Raw genomic sequence first — 16,840 nt, 5'->3', positions numbered from 1 at the left:
CGACGCCCCGGCGCACGATCGGCTTGGCGGCGGCGGCCCCAATTTCGCAAATCGGGTTTGGCATGAGCGCGCCGGGTTCTAGGAGAGCGAGGGGTTATCATGAACATGACGAAATCTTTGACTATTGCCGGCCTGTTGCTGGCGTCACCTATAGCTGTCGGCGGCGCGCAGGCCGGTGACGAGCTAGGGTCCTACGTCGCGCGCATTTCCGATCGCGACCACCATGCCAGCGACGGCTATGGGCTGAGCAGCGCAGCACAGATGGTGCGGCAGGACCGTGCCAACTGGCACAAGTTCCACCGGCGCGATGCCGACGACCAGGGCGATGACTGGTTCCGCAGCAACGATGATCGCGCGTATCTGGAACGCATGCTGAAGCGCGGTGGCGCGATGAGCTCCTCGACACGGAACGCCATCGTCAATGGCGAGCCGCTGATCCAGGTCGACGTCTATTCAGACAGCGTGCATGTCAGCATTTTGGAGGACTGACGGGTCAGCCTCGGGAGGACTGAAAACAAGACGGGCGGCGTGTGAACGCCGCCCGTGTTCGGGCTTGTCCGTCGCTTAGCCAGCTATTCTGGAAAAATCCGCGACCTGATCGGTGGCCGTGCGGATGCGAGCCAGCAGCGCCAGGCGGTTGGCGCGCACGGCCTGGTCCTCATCATTCACGAGAACGCGTTCAAAGAATGAATCAACCGGTTCACGCAACACGCTAAGCGCCAGCATGGCGGCGGAAAAGTCTTCGTTTTGAATCGCTTCGCCGGCTTCTCTCTCCGCCTGATTCACCGCCGCAAACAGCGATTTCTCGGCCTCCTCGCGAAACAGCGCCGGCTCAACAGTCGCGGCGACACGCGTTTTCTTCTTCTCCTCGGCAGCCAGAATGTTGGCCGCGCGCTTGGTGCCGGCGAGCAGGTTCTTGCCGTCCTCGGTGTCGAGGAAGTAGCCGAGCGCTTCGACGCGGCGCACGATCTGCAGGAGGTCATCCGACTGCGGCGTGATGACCGCATCGATGAGATCGTGGCGGGCGCCCTGGTCGCGGAGATAGACTTTCAGGCGGTCGTGGAAGAAGGCGATGAGGTCGGAGAGAACTTCTAACGAGCCTCGAAACGTATACACCTCCGCGATCTGACCGCTTTCAAAACGTGCATAGTTACAGCCGTCTGTTAGGTAAATCTCCCGACCTTCGTCCGAAAAATCATACTGCCCCCAAAGGGTGTCCGGATGGTCCTCTGGCAATTCAAAGTCCGTCGGATCTATCTCCGTTACCACTAGCTTGCGGCTGTGCAGCCGGTCGTATTGGGCGGTATGAGCAGCTCTTAGCAAACTCAACATTGCCAGCTTGATGCCATTCTCGACCAATATCCTGACTACACCCAGTGCGGCCCTTCTCAGCGCGTAAGGGTCCTTAGACCCCGTCGGCTTTTCATCAATGGCCCAGAAACCGACCAGCGTATCGATTTTATCGGCCAGCGCGACGGCAATCGACACCGGATCGGTCGGCACGCGATCAGACGGGCCTTGCGGCTTGTAGTGCTCCTCGATGGCCGCAGCCACGGACGGATGCTCGCCCTGCAGCAGCGCGTATTTGCGCCCCATGGCGCCTTGCAGTTCCGGAAACTCGCCCACTGCTTCGGTCGTAAGATCGGCCTTGGCGAGCACCGACGCACGCCCGGCGAGCGCGGTAATCTCCCCCCTTGAGGGGGAGATGTCGCCGAAGGCGACAGAGGGGGTCGTCTCGCGTGGAGCGCCAACTCCCTCTTTCTTCGAGAGACCGGACGGCGTCGCGGCAGCCGAAGCGACCCCCTCTGGCCTGCCGGCGATCTCCCCCTCAAGGGGGGAGATCGACTGCGCCACTGTTGGCGCCAGCTCTTCCGCCAGCCGCTTGATCCGCTCCACCCGCTCGCCTTGCGTGCCGAGCTTGGCGTGGAAAGTCACCCCGAGATGGTCGAGGCGGGCCATGCGTTGGTCGAGCGGCTTTTTCAGATCGAGCCCGAACTTTTTTGCCGATGCCTCGAGCTCTCCCAGATCGGGCAGATCGCCCTGGTCGGTCCGCCAGAAGTACAGCGCATCCGACAGGCGCGCGCGCACCACCTTGCCGTTGCCGTGCGCGATCTCCTTGCCGCCATCCTTCGCCTCGATGTTGGCAGTGAGGATGAAGCGGTTGGAAAGGTTTTCGCCGTCGCCTTGCGGACGGGTGACAAAGCATTTCTGATTGGCGCGAATGGTCAGCCGCACCACCTCGGGCGGAATGGCAAGAAAGGCCTGCTCGAATTCGCCCATCAGCACCACCGGCCATTCGACCAGGCCCGACACTTCCTCCAGCAGCCCTTCGTCCTCGACCAGATCGAGCCCGTTGGCGAAGGCGAGGTTGCGGGCGTCGGCAAGGATGATCTCCTTGCGCCGGTCGCCGTCGAGCACGACCTTGGCTGCTTCCAGCTTGGTCACGTAATCGTCGAAGCGACGCACGGTGATTTCACCCGGCGCCATGAAACGATGGCCGTAGGTGATATTGCCCGAGCGGATGCCATCGATCTCGAAATCGACCACCACCGGCTCCTCGGTCTCCGGCCCGAAGGTGCACAGAATCGTCTGCAGCGGCCGCACCCAGCGCAGCGAACCGGGCTTCGCCGAAGCCGGCCCCCATCGCATCGATGTCGGCCAGGGGAAGCCGCGAATGATGGCCGGCACCAGTTCGGCGATGATTTCTTCCGCCGCCCTGCCCGGCTTCGAAATATGGGCGACGTAGAAGTCGCCCTTCTTCGGATCGGAATGGACATGCGCCTCGGCAGCCGAGGCAAGACCTGCCTTGCGCAGAAAGCCCTGCACCGCCTGTTCCGGCGCCGTCGTCGACGGCCCCTTGATCTCCTCGTGGATATCCTTCGAGCGCGCGGTCAGGCCCCTGACATCGAGCGCCAGGCGCCGCGGCGTCCAGTATTCGCGCGCGGCGTCATAGGTCAGACCCGCCTCGACCAGACCGTCGGTCAGCATCTTCCTGAGATCGCCCGCCGCCTTGCGCTGCATGCGGGCGGGGATTTCCTCGGAGCGGAGTTCCAGCAACAAATCCGGCATCAGAGTTTCTCCACCCGCATGCCTTCTCCCTGATTGCGCGTCCTCGCGCCTCCGGCGCTGCGGGCGCGCAGCCGGGCCGGTATTTCCTCGGAGCGAAATTCCAGCAACAAATCCGGCATCAGAGTTTCTCCACCCGCATGCCTTCTTCCCGTTTGCGCGTCCTCGCGCCTCCGGCGCTGCGGTTGCGCGGCTGGGCGGGAATCTCTTCCGAGCGGAGTTCTAGAAGCAGGTCAGGCATGGTCAGGCTCCCACCCTCCCCTCGATGGGGAGGGTCGGCGCGCAGCGCCGGGGTGGGGTGGCGACCTCTCAGCCGCCGATACCTTCGGCACCATCGCGCAAACGCAGGTGTGATTTTCGTTCTTCCACCGCCGCATAGATCGTATCGAGCACGGAATCCAGTTCGTTTTTGATTTCATGGTTCCAGAAGCGGATGACTCGATAACCCTGGCTCTCAAACCATTTCGTTCGACGTTCGTCATGGTGCTGTTGGCCATCGAAGCTGTGATGGACACCGTCCACCTCAATGATCTGCTTCAGCCGGTGGGAGGTGAAATCAGGGAAGTAAACGCCTACCGACGCCTGCCTGCGAAAATGAGTGCCTTCTACTGGAATGCGCCACAGATGCCGCCACAGGATGCGTTCCTCGTCGGTCATCGCCGCGCGAAGCCTTTGCGCAGACTGCAGCTTGAATCGATCGAGTTTTGGCATGGAACGTCGCGCTGTCACCCCCACCCGCCGCTTCGCGGCGACCTCCCCCATCTAGGGGGAGGTAAGAGGGCATAGCAACTCGGCTGACCGCTGTTTCCAGAAATTTTGACCGCCCCTGTCGGGCCGCAACCAGCCCGCCCGTCCTTGGATCAAAGATTTCCATGAACCAAACGCAGCGCTGAAGCGACCAACGCTCAGGCAGGGAACTTATTGGCTGAACGACCATGAAAACGGCATCGAGACTCCTCCAGATCATCGCGCTCAGCGCCTGTTTCGCCGCGCAAGTGCATGGCGCCTTCTCAATGCCGGGCGTACGGCAGGCTATGCGGACCATGGCGGGGTCGACTGGCCCGATGTTGGCCCCAATCAACATTTCCCTCGAAATGATGAAGTGAGCCTCAGGCGGCGAGCCCGCCGGCACGGGTCTGCAAAAATGCCTCGCCGCAGGCTTTCGCCAGATTGCGCACCCGCAGGATGTAGCTCTGCCGCTCGGTCACCGAAATCACGCCGCGCGCATCGAGCAGGTTGAAGACGTGGCTGGCCTTGATGCACTGGTCATAGGCCGGGAAGACCATGCGGTGCATCGGCAGATTGTCGTTCAAGGCCGGGGCGCCGGCCGCGAGCAGCGCCTTGCATTCGGCTTCGGCGTCCTCGAAATGCCTGAGCAGCATGGCGGTGTTGGCATATTCGAAATTGTGCCTGGAATATTCCTGCTCGGCCTGGAGGAAGACCTCGCCATAGGTGACTTTTTCAGCACCTTCGCGCCCGTTGAAGTTGAGGTCGTAGACATTGTCGACGCCCTGCACATACATGGCCAGCCGCTCCAGGCCGTAGGTCAGTTCTCCCGCCACCGGCGCGCATTCGATGCCGCAGACCTGCTGGAAATAGGTGAACTGCGACACTTCCATGCCGTCGCACCAGCACTCCCAGCCGAGCCCCCAGGCGCCAAGCGTCGGGCTTGCCCAGTCGTCCTCGACGAAGCGAATGTCGTGCAGCAACGGATCGACGCCGATCGCCTTGAGCGAGCCGAGATAGAGCTCCTGCAGGTTCGGCGGGTTGGGCTTCAGGATCACCTGGTACTGGTAATAATGCTGCAGCCGGTTGGGGTTTTCGCCGTAGCGGCCGTCCTTGGGCCGGCGCGAGGGCTGGACATAGGCGGCGTTCCAGCCCTTGGGCCCGAGCGCGCGCAGCGTGGTGGCCGGATGGAAGGTGCCGGCGCCGACTTCCATGTCGTAAGGCTGCAGGATGACGCAGCCATAGGCGGCCCAGTAATTGTGCAGGGTCAGGATCAGCCCCTGGAACGAGCGGCTGGGATGTATATGGGCTGGACTGTCTGACGTCACGGCGGCCTCGGAAAGCGCTGAAATGATGCCATTCCCTAGTTGCCGGGCCGGCTAGCGTCAAGGCAGCGCCTATCGCCGCCTTGATGAGAGGTTGAACGCTTTGCTTCGGACTGGCCCATTGCCGGACGGTGCCGGTGGCCGTTTGCTCGCCCAGCTTCAACGACAGAGGTTCAGCCATGCAAGGCCAGCTCACCGTACGCCCCGTCACCCGAGAGGATTACGAGCAATGGCTGCCGCTGTGGGACGGCTACAATGCGTTTTACGGCCGCTCGGGCGAGACCGCCCTGCCCGGTGACATCACTGCAATGACATGGTCGCGCTTCTTCGATGCCTATGAGCCTATGCATGCGCTGGTCGCGGAGAGCGAAGGCAAGCTTCTCGGTCTTGTCCACTATCTCTATCACCGCACCACGACGGCGATTTCGCCGAACTGCTATCTGCAGGACCTCTTCACCAATGAGGCGTCGCGCGGCAAGGGCGTCGGCCGGGCACTGATCGAAGACGTCTATACCAGGGCGCAAACCGCAGGCTCCAGCCGCGTCTACTGGCTGACACACGAAACCAACCACACGGCGATGAAGCTCTACGACAAGATCGGCGATCTCTCGGGCTTCGTCGTCTACCGAAAGCTGTTCTAGAATGAGCGCCAACGCTGGGTCTGCGCCCCGTCGCTTCGCTCCTTGCTCCGCCATAGAATGACGATCGCGATAGGGCGTCTCTATCTCTTTGTTTCTGTCGCAATTCCGAGCGGAAAACCGCGCACACTTTTCCTGGAATTGCTCTAAGACGCCAAGCCGAAACAAAAACGGGGCTCAGCGAGCCCCGTTTCATCAGAAGTATGGCCCGATCACCCCTTCGGCGCTGGCGGGGTGGCCGGCTTGACCTTCGGGGTTTCCTGCGCCGTGTTGGATTCGATCGGCGGCAGGCCCTTCATCAGCTTCTGCTGCAAAATGGCAAGCACATCGGGATCCGGCTTCAGGTCGCGCGCCTGGTTCCACTGGAAAGTGGCTTCGAGCTTGCGGCCGACGCGCCAATAGGCATCGCCGAGATGGTCGTTGAGCACCGGATCTTCCGGCTTGAGCGACACGGCGCGCTCCATTTCGCGCACGGCGTCGTCGAACCGGCCCATGCGGAAATAGGCCCAGCCCAGCGAATCGACTATGTAGCCGTCGCTCGGCCTGAGGTCGACGGCCTTTTGGATCATCGCCAGGCCTTCCTTGAGGTTCATGTTCATGTCGACCCAGGAATAGCCGAGATAGTTCAGCACCTGCGGCTGGTCGGGAAACAGTTCCAGCGCCTTGAGGAAGTTCGGTTCGGCCTTGGGCCATTCCTTCAGCCGCTCATAGGCGATGCCGCGCTGATAGTAGATGTTCCAGTTGGCATTGGTCGGCGTCTTCAGCACCGCGACCGCCTTGTCATAGAGAGTGGCGGCGGAGCGGAAATCCTCCTTCGAGGCATAGACCCCGCCGAGCGCCAGATAGGCGCGCATGTCATCGGGGTGAGCTTCGACGAATGTCTTCAGATGGGCGATCGCCTCGTCGTGACGGTTGAGATCGGCAAGGTTGAGGCCGAGCTGCAGGTCGGAAAGCTCTTTCAGAGGCGAAGAGGCTGGAATGCGGCTATAGAGGGCAATGGCGCCTTCGCCGTCCTTCAACTGCTCCGCAACGGCGGCAAGCTGCACCAAAGCGGCGTCGCTGTCGGGCTTGAGCGCGAGCGCATATTGCAGATAGAGGCGCACGAACGGCTCGCCGCCGCCGCGATTGAGCGCGATGGCGAGGTCGAGCAGGATTTCAGCGGCGCCTTCGGAGGGACTGGCGACGAAGGGCTCGATCTTGTCGCCCTTGCTGATCCTGTCGCGAAGCGCCTGGATGTCGAGCTTGCCGGGCGCGAACGCCTCGGCCTTGTCGAGCACGTAGAGCGCCTTGTTCTTGTTGCCCTTGCGCGCCAGGAAAGACGCGTAGGCCTGGGCGTTGCGCATCCATGTCTCGGGCGCGGCACCGCCGGCCGTGACGTCGGTCAGGGTCGCGTCATAAAGCGCGTCGGCCTTGTCCGACAGGCCTGCGGCATCGGCGATCAGCGCGCGGTGGAAGGACTTGAACAGGCCGAACCAGTCAGGCCCCTGCAGTTTGTCGATCGAGGCCATCGCCCCGGTGGGGTCGCCGGCGCCCTCTTGTGCCCAGCCGGACATGACGCCGGAAATCAGCCGGTCGAGATCGGATTCGAGCGACAGCTTGAGCCAGTACTGCGCCTTGGTGAAATCCTTCTTGTGGAAGGAATCGACCGCCAGAGCCAGACGCGAGAAGCGCTCGACGTCGGGAACTGCCTTGAGCTTGTCGGCATAGACCAGCGATTCCTCGAAGCGGCCTTGCGCGATCAGCGACAGCATCAGGCTTTGCTGCAGCGAGGTGTCGCCGGGATTGAAGGCGAGCGCCTGCTTGTAATAAGCGATGGCATTGTCGAGGTCGTTGTCGCCTTCGGCGATGCGGGCGGCGAGATAGGCGCCCGAGAAGGAGGTGATCTTGACCGGGTCGGTCGATTCCTTGGCGTAGGCAGGCAGCGGAGAAATCGCCATCCCTGCCACAATTGCCAGCCCCGCGAGCCAGCGCGCACGTCCTTGCCGCATCGTATCCCTTTCAGCCAAGCGCCATCCCGCGTCGGCGCGGAGAAGCCATAGACTCGATGTTTCCTGACAAAGCATGGCCTTTTTGGGGTCAGGCTTCAATCCGGGCCGAATTCACAATCGGGTCACCCGATTAACAAACCATGGCGACACACACACTGTCGGTTCGAGATAATAGCAGATCGGGGTTGGGAGCTACAGCCTGACATCGCGATATCCACCTGCCGCTATCGTGCTGCACAGGCCGGCCCACTCGCAACCCTGGCAGGCCTCACGCGTCACGCCGGCTGAAAAGGCCGCGCGCAAGGCGGCAAGCGTTGCCGCGTCGAGGCTGAAGCGGACGCCGGCCCGGATCGGCCGGGCCAGCAGCTTGCCGACATCGCGTGCTGCCAGCTCGTCGCGGCCTGCGGCGCTTTCGCGCAAGCAGTGGGGCTCGGCCTCGCCGAGCAGCGGCCGACAGATGTCGTCGGGGCCGGAGACGATCAGAATATCCTCGCCCCGGCCCAGACGTTTCGCGATCACGTCATAGTTGGCGACGAAGGCTGCGCTGTACCCTTCGCCGATATAGGTCAGCAGGCAAAGCAGATGGTGGGAGCGCAGCCGGACGGTCATCGGTCAGGACGCGCCAGCGGAGCCTGTTCCATCCCGATGGTATCGGGATGGGGCTCCATCTTTTTGTTTGAGCATGATCTCTTCCGAAAACCGGACTCATTTTTCGGGATCATGCTCCTGCCGGGTCCGCCTTACCGGAAAACAGCTTGAGCGTCGCGGCGCCGAGCGCCGATTTCAGCAGGCCGCCGACGAGGAACGGCAGGAAACCGAAGGCGATGGCCTGTTCGAGGCCGATCATGACGGCGAGCCAGGCCGTTCCGAGAACCAGGCAGGCGAGGTTGCCGAGGACCATGCCGGCGAAGGCGAGCAGCACGCGGTTGCCGTTCCAGCCGCGCTCGGCCAGCCAGCCGACAAGCGCGCCGACGAGCGGGAAGGCGAAGAGATAACCGCCCGTTGCCCCGACGAAATACGACGCGCCCGCTGCCCCTCCGGACAGGACAGGAAAGCCCACGGCGCCCTCGGCGAGCCAGGCGATGATGGTCATGGCGCCAAGCCGCCAGCCATAAAGTGCGCCGACCAGCGTCACGGCGAAGGTCTGCATGGTGACCGGCACCGGCACCATCGGCACCTCGATCTGCGACAACAGCGCCAGAAACAGCGTACCGAGGACGACGGCCGCGGCCTGCCAGCTATGCGAGCGGGTTTGCAGGCGCAACGGGCTGAAGGACGGCTTGGACGGCGAAAAGGCGATGTCGGTCATGGTTGCTTCCTAGCTGGTTTGAAATTATAGATAATTTTATTGTTCGATCTATCATCGAATCCATATTTGCGCGGGAATGGCAACCCTCACCCCAAAAGGCTTGGGCTTGCGTGTCGAATAAAGGACATTTGGAAAGGCTGGCGGGACAGCACCCCCCTCTGTCCTGCCGGCCATCTCCCCCGCAAGTGGGGAGATCGGATGTCGCCTTTGCTTTCGCCAATGGCCGACGTTGCAGGACTAACGCAACGGCAAAGCTGTTGAGCTCCCCCCTTGCGGGGGAGATGTCCGGCAGGACAGAGGGGGGTGTGAAGGATCGCTACGCGCGGAATCCGACGACTTGTCCCTTCGTCCCTACCCGACGATGGCAAACGCTTCGCGCATCTTGCCCGACGCGGTCTTGACCGGTTTCTGGCCGATCCACTGGACGTGCCGGCCAAGCGTGGCCGCGGCCGATTCGGTGTTGCCTTGCCGCAGCGCGCTCAGGATCGCGCGATGATCCTGGTCGGTGCGGATTTCCCATTCCGAGCGCCATGCGGCGAACAGGAAGCGGGCGCTTGCGGCGTGCAAATCGTCGATGGTGGCGATGAGCCGCGGCATGCCGCAGGGCGCCAGGATCAGCCGGTGGAAGGTGCGGTTGGCCTCCTCCCAAGAGCGGACATCGCGGGATTTGTCGCCGGCCTTTGTGGCTTCTTCGGCAAGATTGAGAATGGAAGCCGTCAGATGCGGCGCGGCATGGCGCAGCGCCAGCACTTCGAGGGCTGCGCGCATTTCGGCGACTTCCCTGACTTCGCCGAGGTCGAAGGCGGCGACGCGTACGCCCCGCCTGGGCTCACTGGCCGCCAGCCCTTGCGCCTCTAGGCGCCGAAAGGCCTCGCGCACCGGGACATGGCTGGTCTGGAATTCCTCGGCGATGTGATCCTGCCGCAGCCGGGCGCCGGGTTCGATCGCACCCGATATGATGCGATCCGCCAGCACCTTGCTGATGCGCATGGCGATGGTGTCGTCTGCGGTCTTTGCCATGTTTTATAGATAATTTGCACTGCTGCCGATTGTCGAGCGGTGATTGCCCGATTTTGCATGCAAACTTTCTTTGGCGCCAGGCGCGGATCAGTTCACCCGGCTGATGCAGAAGTCGATGACGTCGATCAGCGCCGATTTCTGCGGCGTCGCCTCCAGCGGCGCCAGCGCGTCACGGGCGATCTCGCCGAAATGGCGGGCCCGTCCGATGGTGTCGGCAATGGCGCCATGGCGGGTCATCAGGCCGATGGCCTTTTCCAGTCCGGCATCGTCGGTGACATTGTCCTCGATGGCGCGCTTCCAGAAGGTGCGCTCGGCCTTGGTGCCGCGCCGGTAGGCGAGGATGACCGGCAGCGTAACCTTGCCTTCGCGGAAATCGTCGCCGACATTCTTGCCCAGCTCCTGGCTGGAGCCGCCATAATCCAGCGCATCGTCGATGAGCTGGAAGGCAAGGCCGAGATTCATGCCGTAGGAGCGCAATGCGGCGCGATCGTTGCGCGTCGCCGATGCGATGACCGGACCGACCTCGGCGGCAGCCGAGAACAGCGCCGCGGTCTTGGCCTTGATGACGGCGAAATGCTCGTCCTCGGTGGTATCGAGGTTCTTGGCGGCCGCCAGCTGCATCACCTCGCCCTCGGCGATGATCGAGGCGGCGCTGGACAGGATGTCGAGCGCTTCCAGCGAACCGACATCGACCATCATGCGAAAAGCCTGGCCGAGCAGGAAATCGCCGACCAGCACGCTCGCCTGGTTGCCCCAGATCATGCGGGCAGTCTTTTTGCCGCGCCGCATGCCGCTCTCGTCGACGACGTCGTCATGGAGCAGCGTGGCGGTGTGCATGAACTCGACCGCGGTGGCGAGCTTGACGTGGCCCTCGCCGGAATAGCCGAACATCTGGGCCGCCGCGAGCGTCAGCATGGGACGCAGCCTTTTGCCGCCCGACGAGATCAGATGATTGGCGACCTCCGGGATCATCTCGACGTCGGAGCCGGCCTTGGACAGGATCAGTTTGTTGACGCGCCCCATATCGGCTGCTGTCAGGTCGATGAGATCCTTGATGGAGGCGGGTTCCCGCTTCCCGTTTTCGATGTTGAGAACGACACCCACCAACAAACACTCCCGTCTTTGATCACGCGTGCGACGGCACCCTGGTCCCGCCTGGGACTCTAGGGCGGCACATACGGGCACGGCAAGAGGCGAATTGGCGCGGCTGCGGTGACGGCGTGTCAACCTTAGCGACCGCATGCCGTTGCCCGAAAACCGCTCCACACTTTTCGGCGCCATGCTCCAGCGTTTACATCAACGCTGCAACCTGCGAACTTCGTCCGATGATAGAACTCGTGCGCACCAACGATGCCGTGATCATCTCCTTTGTCGAATCGCTGATGCGCGATGCCGGGATTGCCTGCTTCGTCGCCGACCAGAACATGAGCATTCTCGAAGGGTCGATCGGTCTTTTGCAGAAGCGCGTCATGGTCGATGCCGACCAGGCCGATCAGGCGCGGCGCATCTTGAAAGACGCCGGCATCGAGAACGAAATCCGCCAGACATAATGGCTGAAGCGAGCGCGCTTACCAGCGATACGCCGGCCCATACGGTCGATGCCTTCCATCGCGGCCGCTTCTGGCTGGTCCAGCCCAGGACAGGGCATCGCGCCGGGATGGATGCCATGATGCTGGCGGCAGCAGTTCCATCCGGCTTTGCTGGACGCCTCGCCGATTTCGGCGCCGGCGCCGGTGCGGCGGGTCTTGCCGTGCTGTCGCGCTGCCCAGAGGCGCAGGTCGTGCTCGTCGAACGGTCGACCGAGATGGCAGGCTTCGCCACAACCACGCTCGCCCATCCCGGCAATGCGCATCTCGGCAATCGCGCCTCGGTGCTGACCGCCGACGTCACGCTGTCGGGCCGGGCGCGGACGCAAGCCGGCCTTGCCGACAATTCCTTCGATTTCGTCATCATGAACCCGCCCTTCAACGCGGCGCAGGACCGCGCCACGCCAGATCCGCTGCGGCGGCAAGCGCATGTCATGGACGACGGGCTGTTCGAGAGCTGGATCCGAAGTGCGGCTGCCGTCGCCAAGCCGCGCGGGGGCCTGGCCGTCATTGCGCGGCCGGAACAGCTTGGCGACCTCCTCGATGCGCTGTCGGGCCGCTTCGGCGACGCCGAGATGCTGGCCGTGCATCCGCGCCCGGAAGCAGCCGCAATCCGCATTGTGGTCAGGGCAGCGCTCGGCGCGCGCGGCAAGCTGTCGATCCGCCCGCCTTTGATGCTGCATGGGCAAACGGGCGACGGCCCGTCGGAACGAACCGAGATGATCAACAACGGACTGGCGTCGCTGTTTGGCGATTGATTTAGGCCCGTCAGTGTCGTTGCCGCAAAACCGGCACACAGTTGGCTGAGATGGATTGCAGCATTGCCGTTGACCGGCAAATCCCTACATGCGTTGAAGCCATTTGGAGACAGCCACCTCGTGAAACGCCTTTTCAACCGCCTGCTGCCGAAATCCTGGCGATCCAGCGTCGTCACCATTCCCGTCATCAGGCTGCATGGCACCATCATGGCCGGCGGCGGCCCGTTCCGGCCGAGCCTGTCCTTGGCGTCCACCGCCGCCCTCATCGAAAAGGCGTTCCTGTTCGATGCGCCCGCCGTCGCCATTTCAATCAATTCGCCTGGCGGCTCGCCGGTGCAGTCGCGGCTGATCTTCAAGCGCATCCGCGACCTCGCGGTCGAGAAGAACAAAAAGGTGCTGGTCTTTGTCGAGGATGTGGCGGCCTCGGGCGGCTACATGATCGCGGTCGCCGGCGACGAGATCTTTGCCGATCCGTCCTCCATCGTCGGTTCGATTGGTGTCGTCTCGGCCTCGTTCGGCTTTCCCGAGTTGATGAAGAAGATCGGTGTCGAGCGCCGTGTCCACACCGCCGGCCAGAACAAGGCGGTGCTCGACCCGTTCAAGCCGGAGAAGAGGGAAGACGTCGAGCGCCTGAAGGCGCTGCAGCTGGAAGTGCACGAGACCTTCATCGACCTGGTCAGGGAACGCCGTGGCACCAAGCTGAAGGACGATCCGGACCTGTTCACCGGCCTGTTCTGGACCGGCAAGAAAGGGCTGGAGCTTGGCCTCGTCGATGCGTTGAGCGACATGCGCACGGTACTGAAAACCCGCTTCGGCGCGAAAACCCAGCTCAGGCTGGTCACCGCGCCGCGTGGCCTGTTTGGCCGCATCGGCCTGTTCGGCTCGAACTTTTCAGCGCCCGATATTGCCGCCGCCGCCGCAAGGGGCGTGATCGATGCGGCGGAAGAGCGCGCATTGTGGGCGCGCTTCGGGCTTTGAAAAAGCGGGGAAAGCGTCTAGCATGAGCGCTTGACAGTCTGCCTTGCCGTCTTGCGAGGGAGGAGCTTTGAAATGCCACAGATCATTTTCTTCGCAGTTGTCGGCGCCGCCGCTTATTTCGGCTACCGCACCTTCGTCCGCGAGGCCGAACGTGTGACCGCCAAGGTGCGGCGCACCGAAAAGCAGGCAGCCAACGGCACCAACGGCACGCTGGTCCAGGATCCCAAGACCGGCGAATACCGCCTGGCCAAGGACTGAGCATCATCCCGTCAGCAGCCGACAGTTTGGATGCCGCAGCCCGGACGTGGCTTGCGCCCGCCAAGATAAATCTGGCGCTGCACGTCACCGGCAAGCGCGCCGACGGCTACCATCTGCTCGAGAGCCTGGTCGTTTTCACCCGCTTCGGCGACAGGGTCGAGATCGAGCCTGCCGACGCCGACCGGTTCTCCGTATCGGGCCGTTACGCGACTTCCGTGCCGATCGACGACAGCAATCTGGTGGTGAAGGCGCGCGAGGCGCTGCGCAGGCAGGCCGGCCAGCAGAGCACGCCGCCGGTTGCCATCCGGCTGGAAAAGAACCTGCCGATCGCATCCGGCGTCGGCGGCGGCTCAAGCGACGCGGCGGCGGTATTGCAGGGTCTTGTCCGGACCTGGGGGCTCGACATCGGCGAGGCCGAACTGAGCCGGATCGGTCTCACGCTCGGCGCCGACGTGCCGATGTGTCTTGCGGCAAAACCGCTGGTTGCGCGTGGCGTCGGCGACGAGCTGTCGCTGGTGCCGGATTTTCCGGCGCTCGCTTTGGTGCTGGTCAATCCCGGCGTCGCCGTCTCGACGCCTGATGTGTTCAACGCACTTGAGAAACGCGACAATGAGGGATTGCCGCCGCTGCCGCGTGCATTTGACTTCCACAGTGTCCGCAACTGGCTGGAGATCACCCGCAACGATCTCGAACCGGCGGCGCAGGCGATCCAGCCGCCCATCGGCCGAGCGCTTTCCCTGCTGAACAGGGCCGGATCTGGATTCTCGCGCATGTCGGGCTCCGGCGCGACATGCTTCGGACTGTTCGAGACCGGCAATGTCGCCAAGCGCGCCGCCGCCGAGATCCGCAGCCGCGAACCGGAGTGGTTTGTCGCCGCGACACGAAGCATCGCTTCAGAGGGGGCCGATGACCAAAATTGACGAAAGCCGCCCCTTCATCCCGGTGCGCATCGCGGTGCTGACGGTGTCCGATACGCGCAGCCTTGCCGACGACAAATCAGGGCGGACGCTGGCCGATCGCATCGTCGAGGCCGGCCATGTCCTGGCCGCGCGCGACATCGTCACCGACGACCGGGAGAAAATCCGCGACAAGGTGCTGGGCTGGTCGCGCGACGAAGACATCGATGTCGTCATCACCACCGGCGGCACCGGTTTTACCGGCCGCGACGTGACGCCGGAGGCGCTGGAGCCGATCTTCGAGAAGCGCATGGATGGCTTTTCCGAAGTGTTCCACCGCATTTCCTACGACAAGATCGGCACCTCGACAGTGCAGAGTCGGGCGACGGGCGGCGTCGTCAACGCCACCTTCGTCTTCGTGCTGCCGGGCTCGCCCGGCGCCTGCAGGGACGCCTGGGACGGCATCCTGAAACCGCAGCTCGACTACCGCCACATGCCCTGCAACTTCGTCGAGATCATGCCGCGCCTGGACGAGCATTTGCGGCGCGGCAAGGCCGCCTCGTAAACCAAGGCAAAGCCGGCCAAGTGCTGCCTTTGTCAGGCAGAATGGCGGCTGCGCCTTCGAGAGGTCATTTCCTCCGGGTCGTCGGGCGGATAGTCTGTCGCCAAGTCAAGACGGAAGAGATCCAATGAGCGCGCACCGCGGCGGCTGCCATTGCGGCAACATCCACCTGACGTTCGAAACGGGAATCGAGCCGGCCGAGGTGGAGATCCGCGCCTGCCAGTGCGCGTTCTGTGTCCGGCATGGTTCGCGCGCCGCTGCCGATCCGCAGGGCCGATTGATCGTCTCGGTCGAGGACGAGGCGCGGCTGCACCGATACCGGTTCGGATTGCGCACCGCCGATTATCTCATCTGCCGGGACTGCGGCGTCTATGTCGCTGCTGTGACCACCGACGGCGAACCGAGAGCGATCGTCATCGTCAATGCGCTGGATGACCGGCCGCGGTTCAACCGCGAGCCGGTCCCAATGGACTATGATGCCGAGAACAAAGAGGGTCGCATTGCCCGGCGGCAAGCGCGCTGGATGCCGGTCGAGATCCGCTCCGGCGTCAGCGGATGACCGGCTCGCCGTGGAAGCGGCGGCGCGAGGGCGGCGAGACGCCGAAGCCGACCTCCATCATCAGCCGTGGCGTGGTGGACGGCACGGTGCCCATGTGGAAGCCGAACGGGTCCTCGACGAAGCCGAGGCCGGCCTCGCCGGTCAGCGTGACCGGGCTGTCGTCGCCATAGACCTTGAGCACGTCTTGCGCCGGATGGCCGACCAGCAGCGTCAGCTGGTGCTTGAGGCTGCGCCTGTTGTGGCTGGCTTTGACATAGACATGCGGGCCGGTGCCGGCATCGCAGGGCTTGAGATAGAAGAAGAATTTCAGCATCCGCCAGTCGTCGAGATCGAAATGATATTTGCCGAGCGAGGCAAGGTTCTTGTCGGCGTCGGAAGCCTCGCCGGTCGGAAAGCTCCACCAGACACGCGTGGTGATCAGCTTTGCCTGCCCGCCCAGATAGTGCTGGGCGATGTCGAGCAGCAGCGGGTCGTTCTGGATGGCGAGTGCCGCCTTGCAGCCGAGGATGCGCTCGAAATAGTGTCCGCTGAGCAAAGAGCGGCCGAACCGCTTCTCGGCTTCTGCGTGTTCTCCGGGCATGAATTCGAGCCGGCGGTCGAAATTGCCGAAGCACGGCGTGCTCTGAGCAAAGCTGGCGATCTCTTCGTGGATTGCCTGCGGAAGGACCAGTCCGGAGAACAGGCCATCGGCGCGCAGCGCCGCGACGATCGACTTGAGGTCGACGCCCCTGAACATCGTCGCTCCGGCACTCTGCGCGGGGCGCGCGGCTTTGGCGCCAAGCCAGTGCAGTTTGCGCGCCGGCATGGTGCGGGCAAGCACGAACATCGGCAGCCATGCGGGATTTTCGCGCAGGTCGGACAGATAGGTCGGGATACGCACCGCAATGCGGCGGAGCAGGCTGCCGTTGCGGGCAATGGCTTCCAGACTGGGGGCGCCGGATTTGTCAGGGGACGAAAGGTTCATCGGGGTCCTCAGATATGAACGGCAGCAACGACGACGCGGCGCTTGCTTACCGCTCCGGCACTACCCAAACCCCGATATCCCGCATCAACGGAATGCTAATCCCGCGTCAGCTTTTGTGCAATGCACAATAGGTTTTTGCGGCGAAAAAGAGGGATGGTGCTGCGACCGTGCCAATGCGGATGAGACGCCGACGCTGCCCCTCATCCG

General features: G+C 63.3%; 18 protein-coding genes. 9 read left to right on the top strand and 9 right to left on the bottom strand.

What is annotated here, in order from left to right; translation table 11 throughout:
• Positions 1 to 105: 105 nt before the first annotated feature.
• Entirely contained in the window at positions 106 to 489 is a 384-nt protein-coding gene (locus NKJ57_RS23980; protein WP_352512920.1) for a hypothetical protein, read from the top strand.
• Positions 490 to 564: 75 nt separating this feature from the next.
• On the opposite strand, the gene glyS is transcribed toward NKJ57_RS23980, so the two are convergent.
• The 3 genes from glyS to NKJ57_RS23965 form a co-directional block, all read right to left on the bottom strand.
• On the bottom strand, positions 565 to 3,069 hold the full coding sequence (gene glyS, locus NKJ57_RS23975; protein ID WP_352512921.1) for a glycine--tRNA ligase subunit beta: 2,505 nt from the start codon (positions 3,067 to 3,069) through the stop codon (positions 565 to 567).
• A gap of 306 nt (positions 3,070 to 3,375) precedes the next feature.
• A complete protein-coding gene (locus NKJ57_RS23970) occupies positions 3,376 to 3,777 on the bottom strand; it encodes an endonuclease domain-containing protein (RefSeq protein WP_352512922.1) in 402 nt (133 codons plus the stop codon).
• Between the two features lie 398 nt (positions 3,778 to 4,175).
• Complete coding sequence (locus NKJ57_RS23965) at positions 4,176 to 5,120, bottom strand: glycine--tRNA ligase subunit alpha (RefSeq protein ID WP_352512923.1); 945 nt, start codon at positions 5,118 to 5,120, stop codon at positions 4,176 to 4,178.
• 176 nt (positions 5,121 to 5,296) lie between these two features.
• Between NKJ57_RS23965 and NKJ57_RS23960 the strand changes: the two genes are divergently transcribed.
• A complete protein-coding gene (locus NKJ57_RS23960; RefSeq protein ID WP_023684366.1) occupies positions 5,297 to 5,758 on the top strand; it encodes a GNAT family N-acetyltransferase in 462 nt (153 codons plus the stop codon).
• Positions 5,759 to 5,967: 209 nt separating this feature from the next.
• Here NKJ57_RS23960 and NKJ57_RS23955 read toward each other — a convergent pair whose 3' ends face one another.
• The 5 genes from NKJ57_RS23955 to NKJ57_RS23935 form a co-directional block, all read right to left on the bottom strand.
• Positions 5,968 to 7,743, bottom strand: coding sequence for a tetratricopeptide repeat protein (locus tag NKJ57_RS23955; protein ID WP_352512931.1), 1,776 nt, complete (start codon positions 7,741 to 7,743; stop codon positions 5,968 to 5,970).
• 192 nt (positions 7,744 to 7,935) lie between these two features.
• Positions 7,936 to 8,352: a DUF1284 domain-containing protein gene (locus NKJ57_RS23950; RefSeq protein WP_352512924.1), complete on the bottom strand. Its 417-nt coding sequence runs from the start codon at positions 8,350 to 8,352 to the stop codon at positions 7,936 to 7,938.
• Between the two features lie 109 nt (positions 8,353 to 8,461).
• Positions 8,462 to 9,052: a biotin transporter BioY gene (locus NKJ57_RS23945; RefSeq protein ID WP_023702054.1), complete on the bottom strand. Its 591-nt coding sequence runs from the start codon at positions 9,050 to 9,052 to the stop codon at positions 8,462 to 8,464.
• Positions 9,053 to 9,403: 351 nt separating this feature from the next.
• Positions 9,404 to 10,072 carry a GntR family transcriptional regulator gene (locus NKJ57_RS23940; RefSeq protein ID WP_023732118.1) on the bottom strand — a complete coding sequence of 223 codons (669 nt, stop codon included), beginning with the start codon at positions 10,070 to 10,072 and terminating at the stop codon, positions 9,404 to 9,406.
• 87 nt (positions 10,073 to 10,159) lie between these two features.
• Positions 10,160 to 11,176, bottom strand: coding sequence for a polyprenyl synthetase family protein (locus NKJ57_RS23935; RefSeq protein WP_023668471.1), 1,017 nt, complete (start codon positions 11,174 to 11,176; stop codon positions 10,160 to 10,162).
• Between the two features lie 221 nt (positions 11,177 to 11,397).
• On the opposite strand from NKJ57_RS23935, the gene NKJ57_RS23930 reads away from it, so the two are divergent.
• The 7 genes from NKJ57_RS23930 (at position 11,398) to NKJ57_RS23900 (ending at position 15,669) form a co-directional block, all read left to right on the top strand.
• Complete coding sequence (locus NKJ57_RS23930) at positions 11,398 to 11,622, top strand: putative signal transducing protein (RefSeq protein ID WP_023692106.1); 225 nt, start codon at positions 11,398 to 11,400, stop codon at positions 11,620 to 11,622.
• A complete protein-coding gene (locus NKJ57_RS23925) occupies positions 11,622 to 12,416 on the top strand; it encodes a tRNA1(Val) (adenine(37)-N6)-methyltransferase (RefSeq protein WP_023806760.1) in 795 nt (264 codons plus the stop codon). The genes NKJ57_RS23930 and NKJ57_RS23925 overlap by 1 nt, the downstream gene beginning before the upstream one ends.
• 120 nt (positions 12,417 to 12,536) lie before the next feature.
• Complete coding sequence (locus tag NKJ57_RS23920) at positions 12,537 to 13,394, top strand: S49 family peptidase (RefSeq protein ID WP_023687110.1); 858 nt, start codon at positions 12,537 to 12,539, stop codon at positions 13,392 to 13,394.
• A 72-nt stretch (positions 13,395 to 13,466) separates the two neighbouring features.
• Entirely contained in the window at positions 13,467 to 13,652 is a 186-nt protein-coding gene (locus NKJ57_RS23915; RefSeq protein WP_023668475.1) for a membrane protein, read from the top strand.
• Positions 13,653 to 13,678: 26 nt separating this feature from the next.
• A complete protein-coding gene (locus tag NKJ57_RS23910; protein ID WP_023747562.1) occupies positions 13,679 to 14,572 on the top strand; it encodes a 4-(cytidine 5'-diphospho)-2-C-methyl-D-erythritol kinase in 894 nt (297 codons plus the stop codon).
• Entirely contained in the window at positions 14,559 to 15,113 is a 555-nt protein-coding gene (gene moaB / locus NKJ57_RS23905; RefSeq protein ID WP_023732120.1) for a molybdenum cofactor biosynthesis protein B, read from the top strand. Before NKJ57_RS23910 ends, moaB begins: the two co-directional genes overlap by 14 nt.
• Positions 15,114 to 15,237: 124 nt before the next feature.
• Positions 15,238 to 15,669: a GFA family protein gene (locus tag NKJ57_RS23900; RefSeq protein ID WP_023709898.1), complete on the top strand. Its 432-nt coding sequence runs from the start codon at positions 15,238 to 15,240 to the stop codon at positions 15,667 to 15,669.
• Here the strand turns inward: NKJ57_RS23900 and NKJ57_RS23895 are convergent.
• On the bottom strand, positions 15,659 to 16,633 hold the full coding sequence (locus NKJ57_RS23895) for a hypothetical protein (RefSeq protein WP_023709899.1): 975 nt from the start codon (positions 16,631 to 16,633) through the stop codon (positions 15,659 to 15,661). The two genes, NKJ57_RS23900 and NKJ57_RS23895, sit on opposite strands and share 11 nt — an antisense overlap.
• Positions 16,634 to 16,840 lie beyond the last annotated feature (207 nt).

The sequence above is a fragment of the Mesorhizobium sp. M0077 genome (genome assembly GCF_040322955.1).
Classification (GTDB): Bacteria; Pseudomonadota; Alphaproteobacteria; order Rhizobiales; family Rhizobiaceae; genus Mesorhizobium.
The sequence above is the reverse complement of the archived record's forward strand: the minus strand, read 5'-3'. Positions and strand labels throughout refer to the sequence as shown.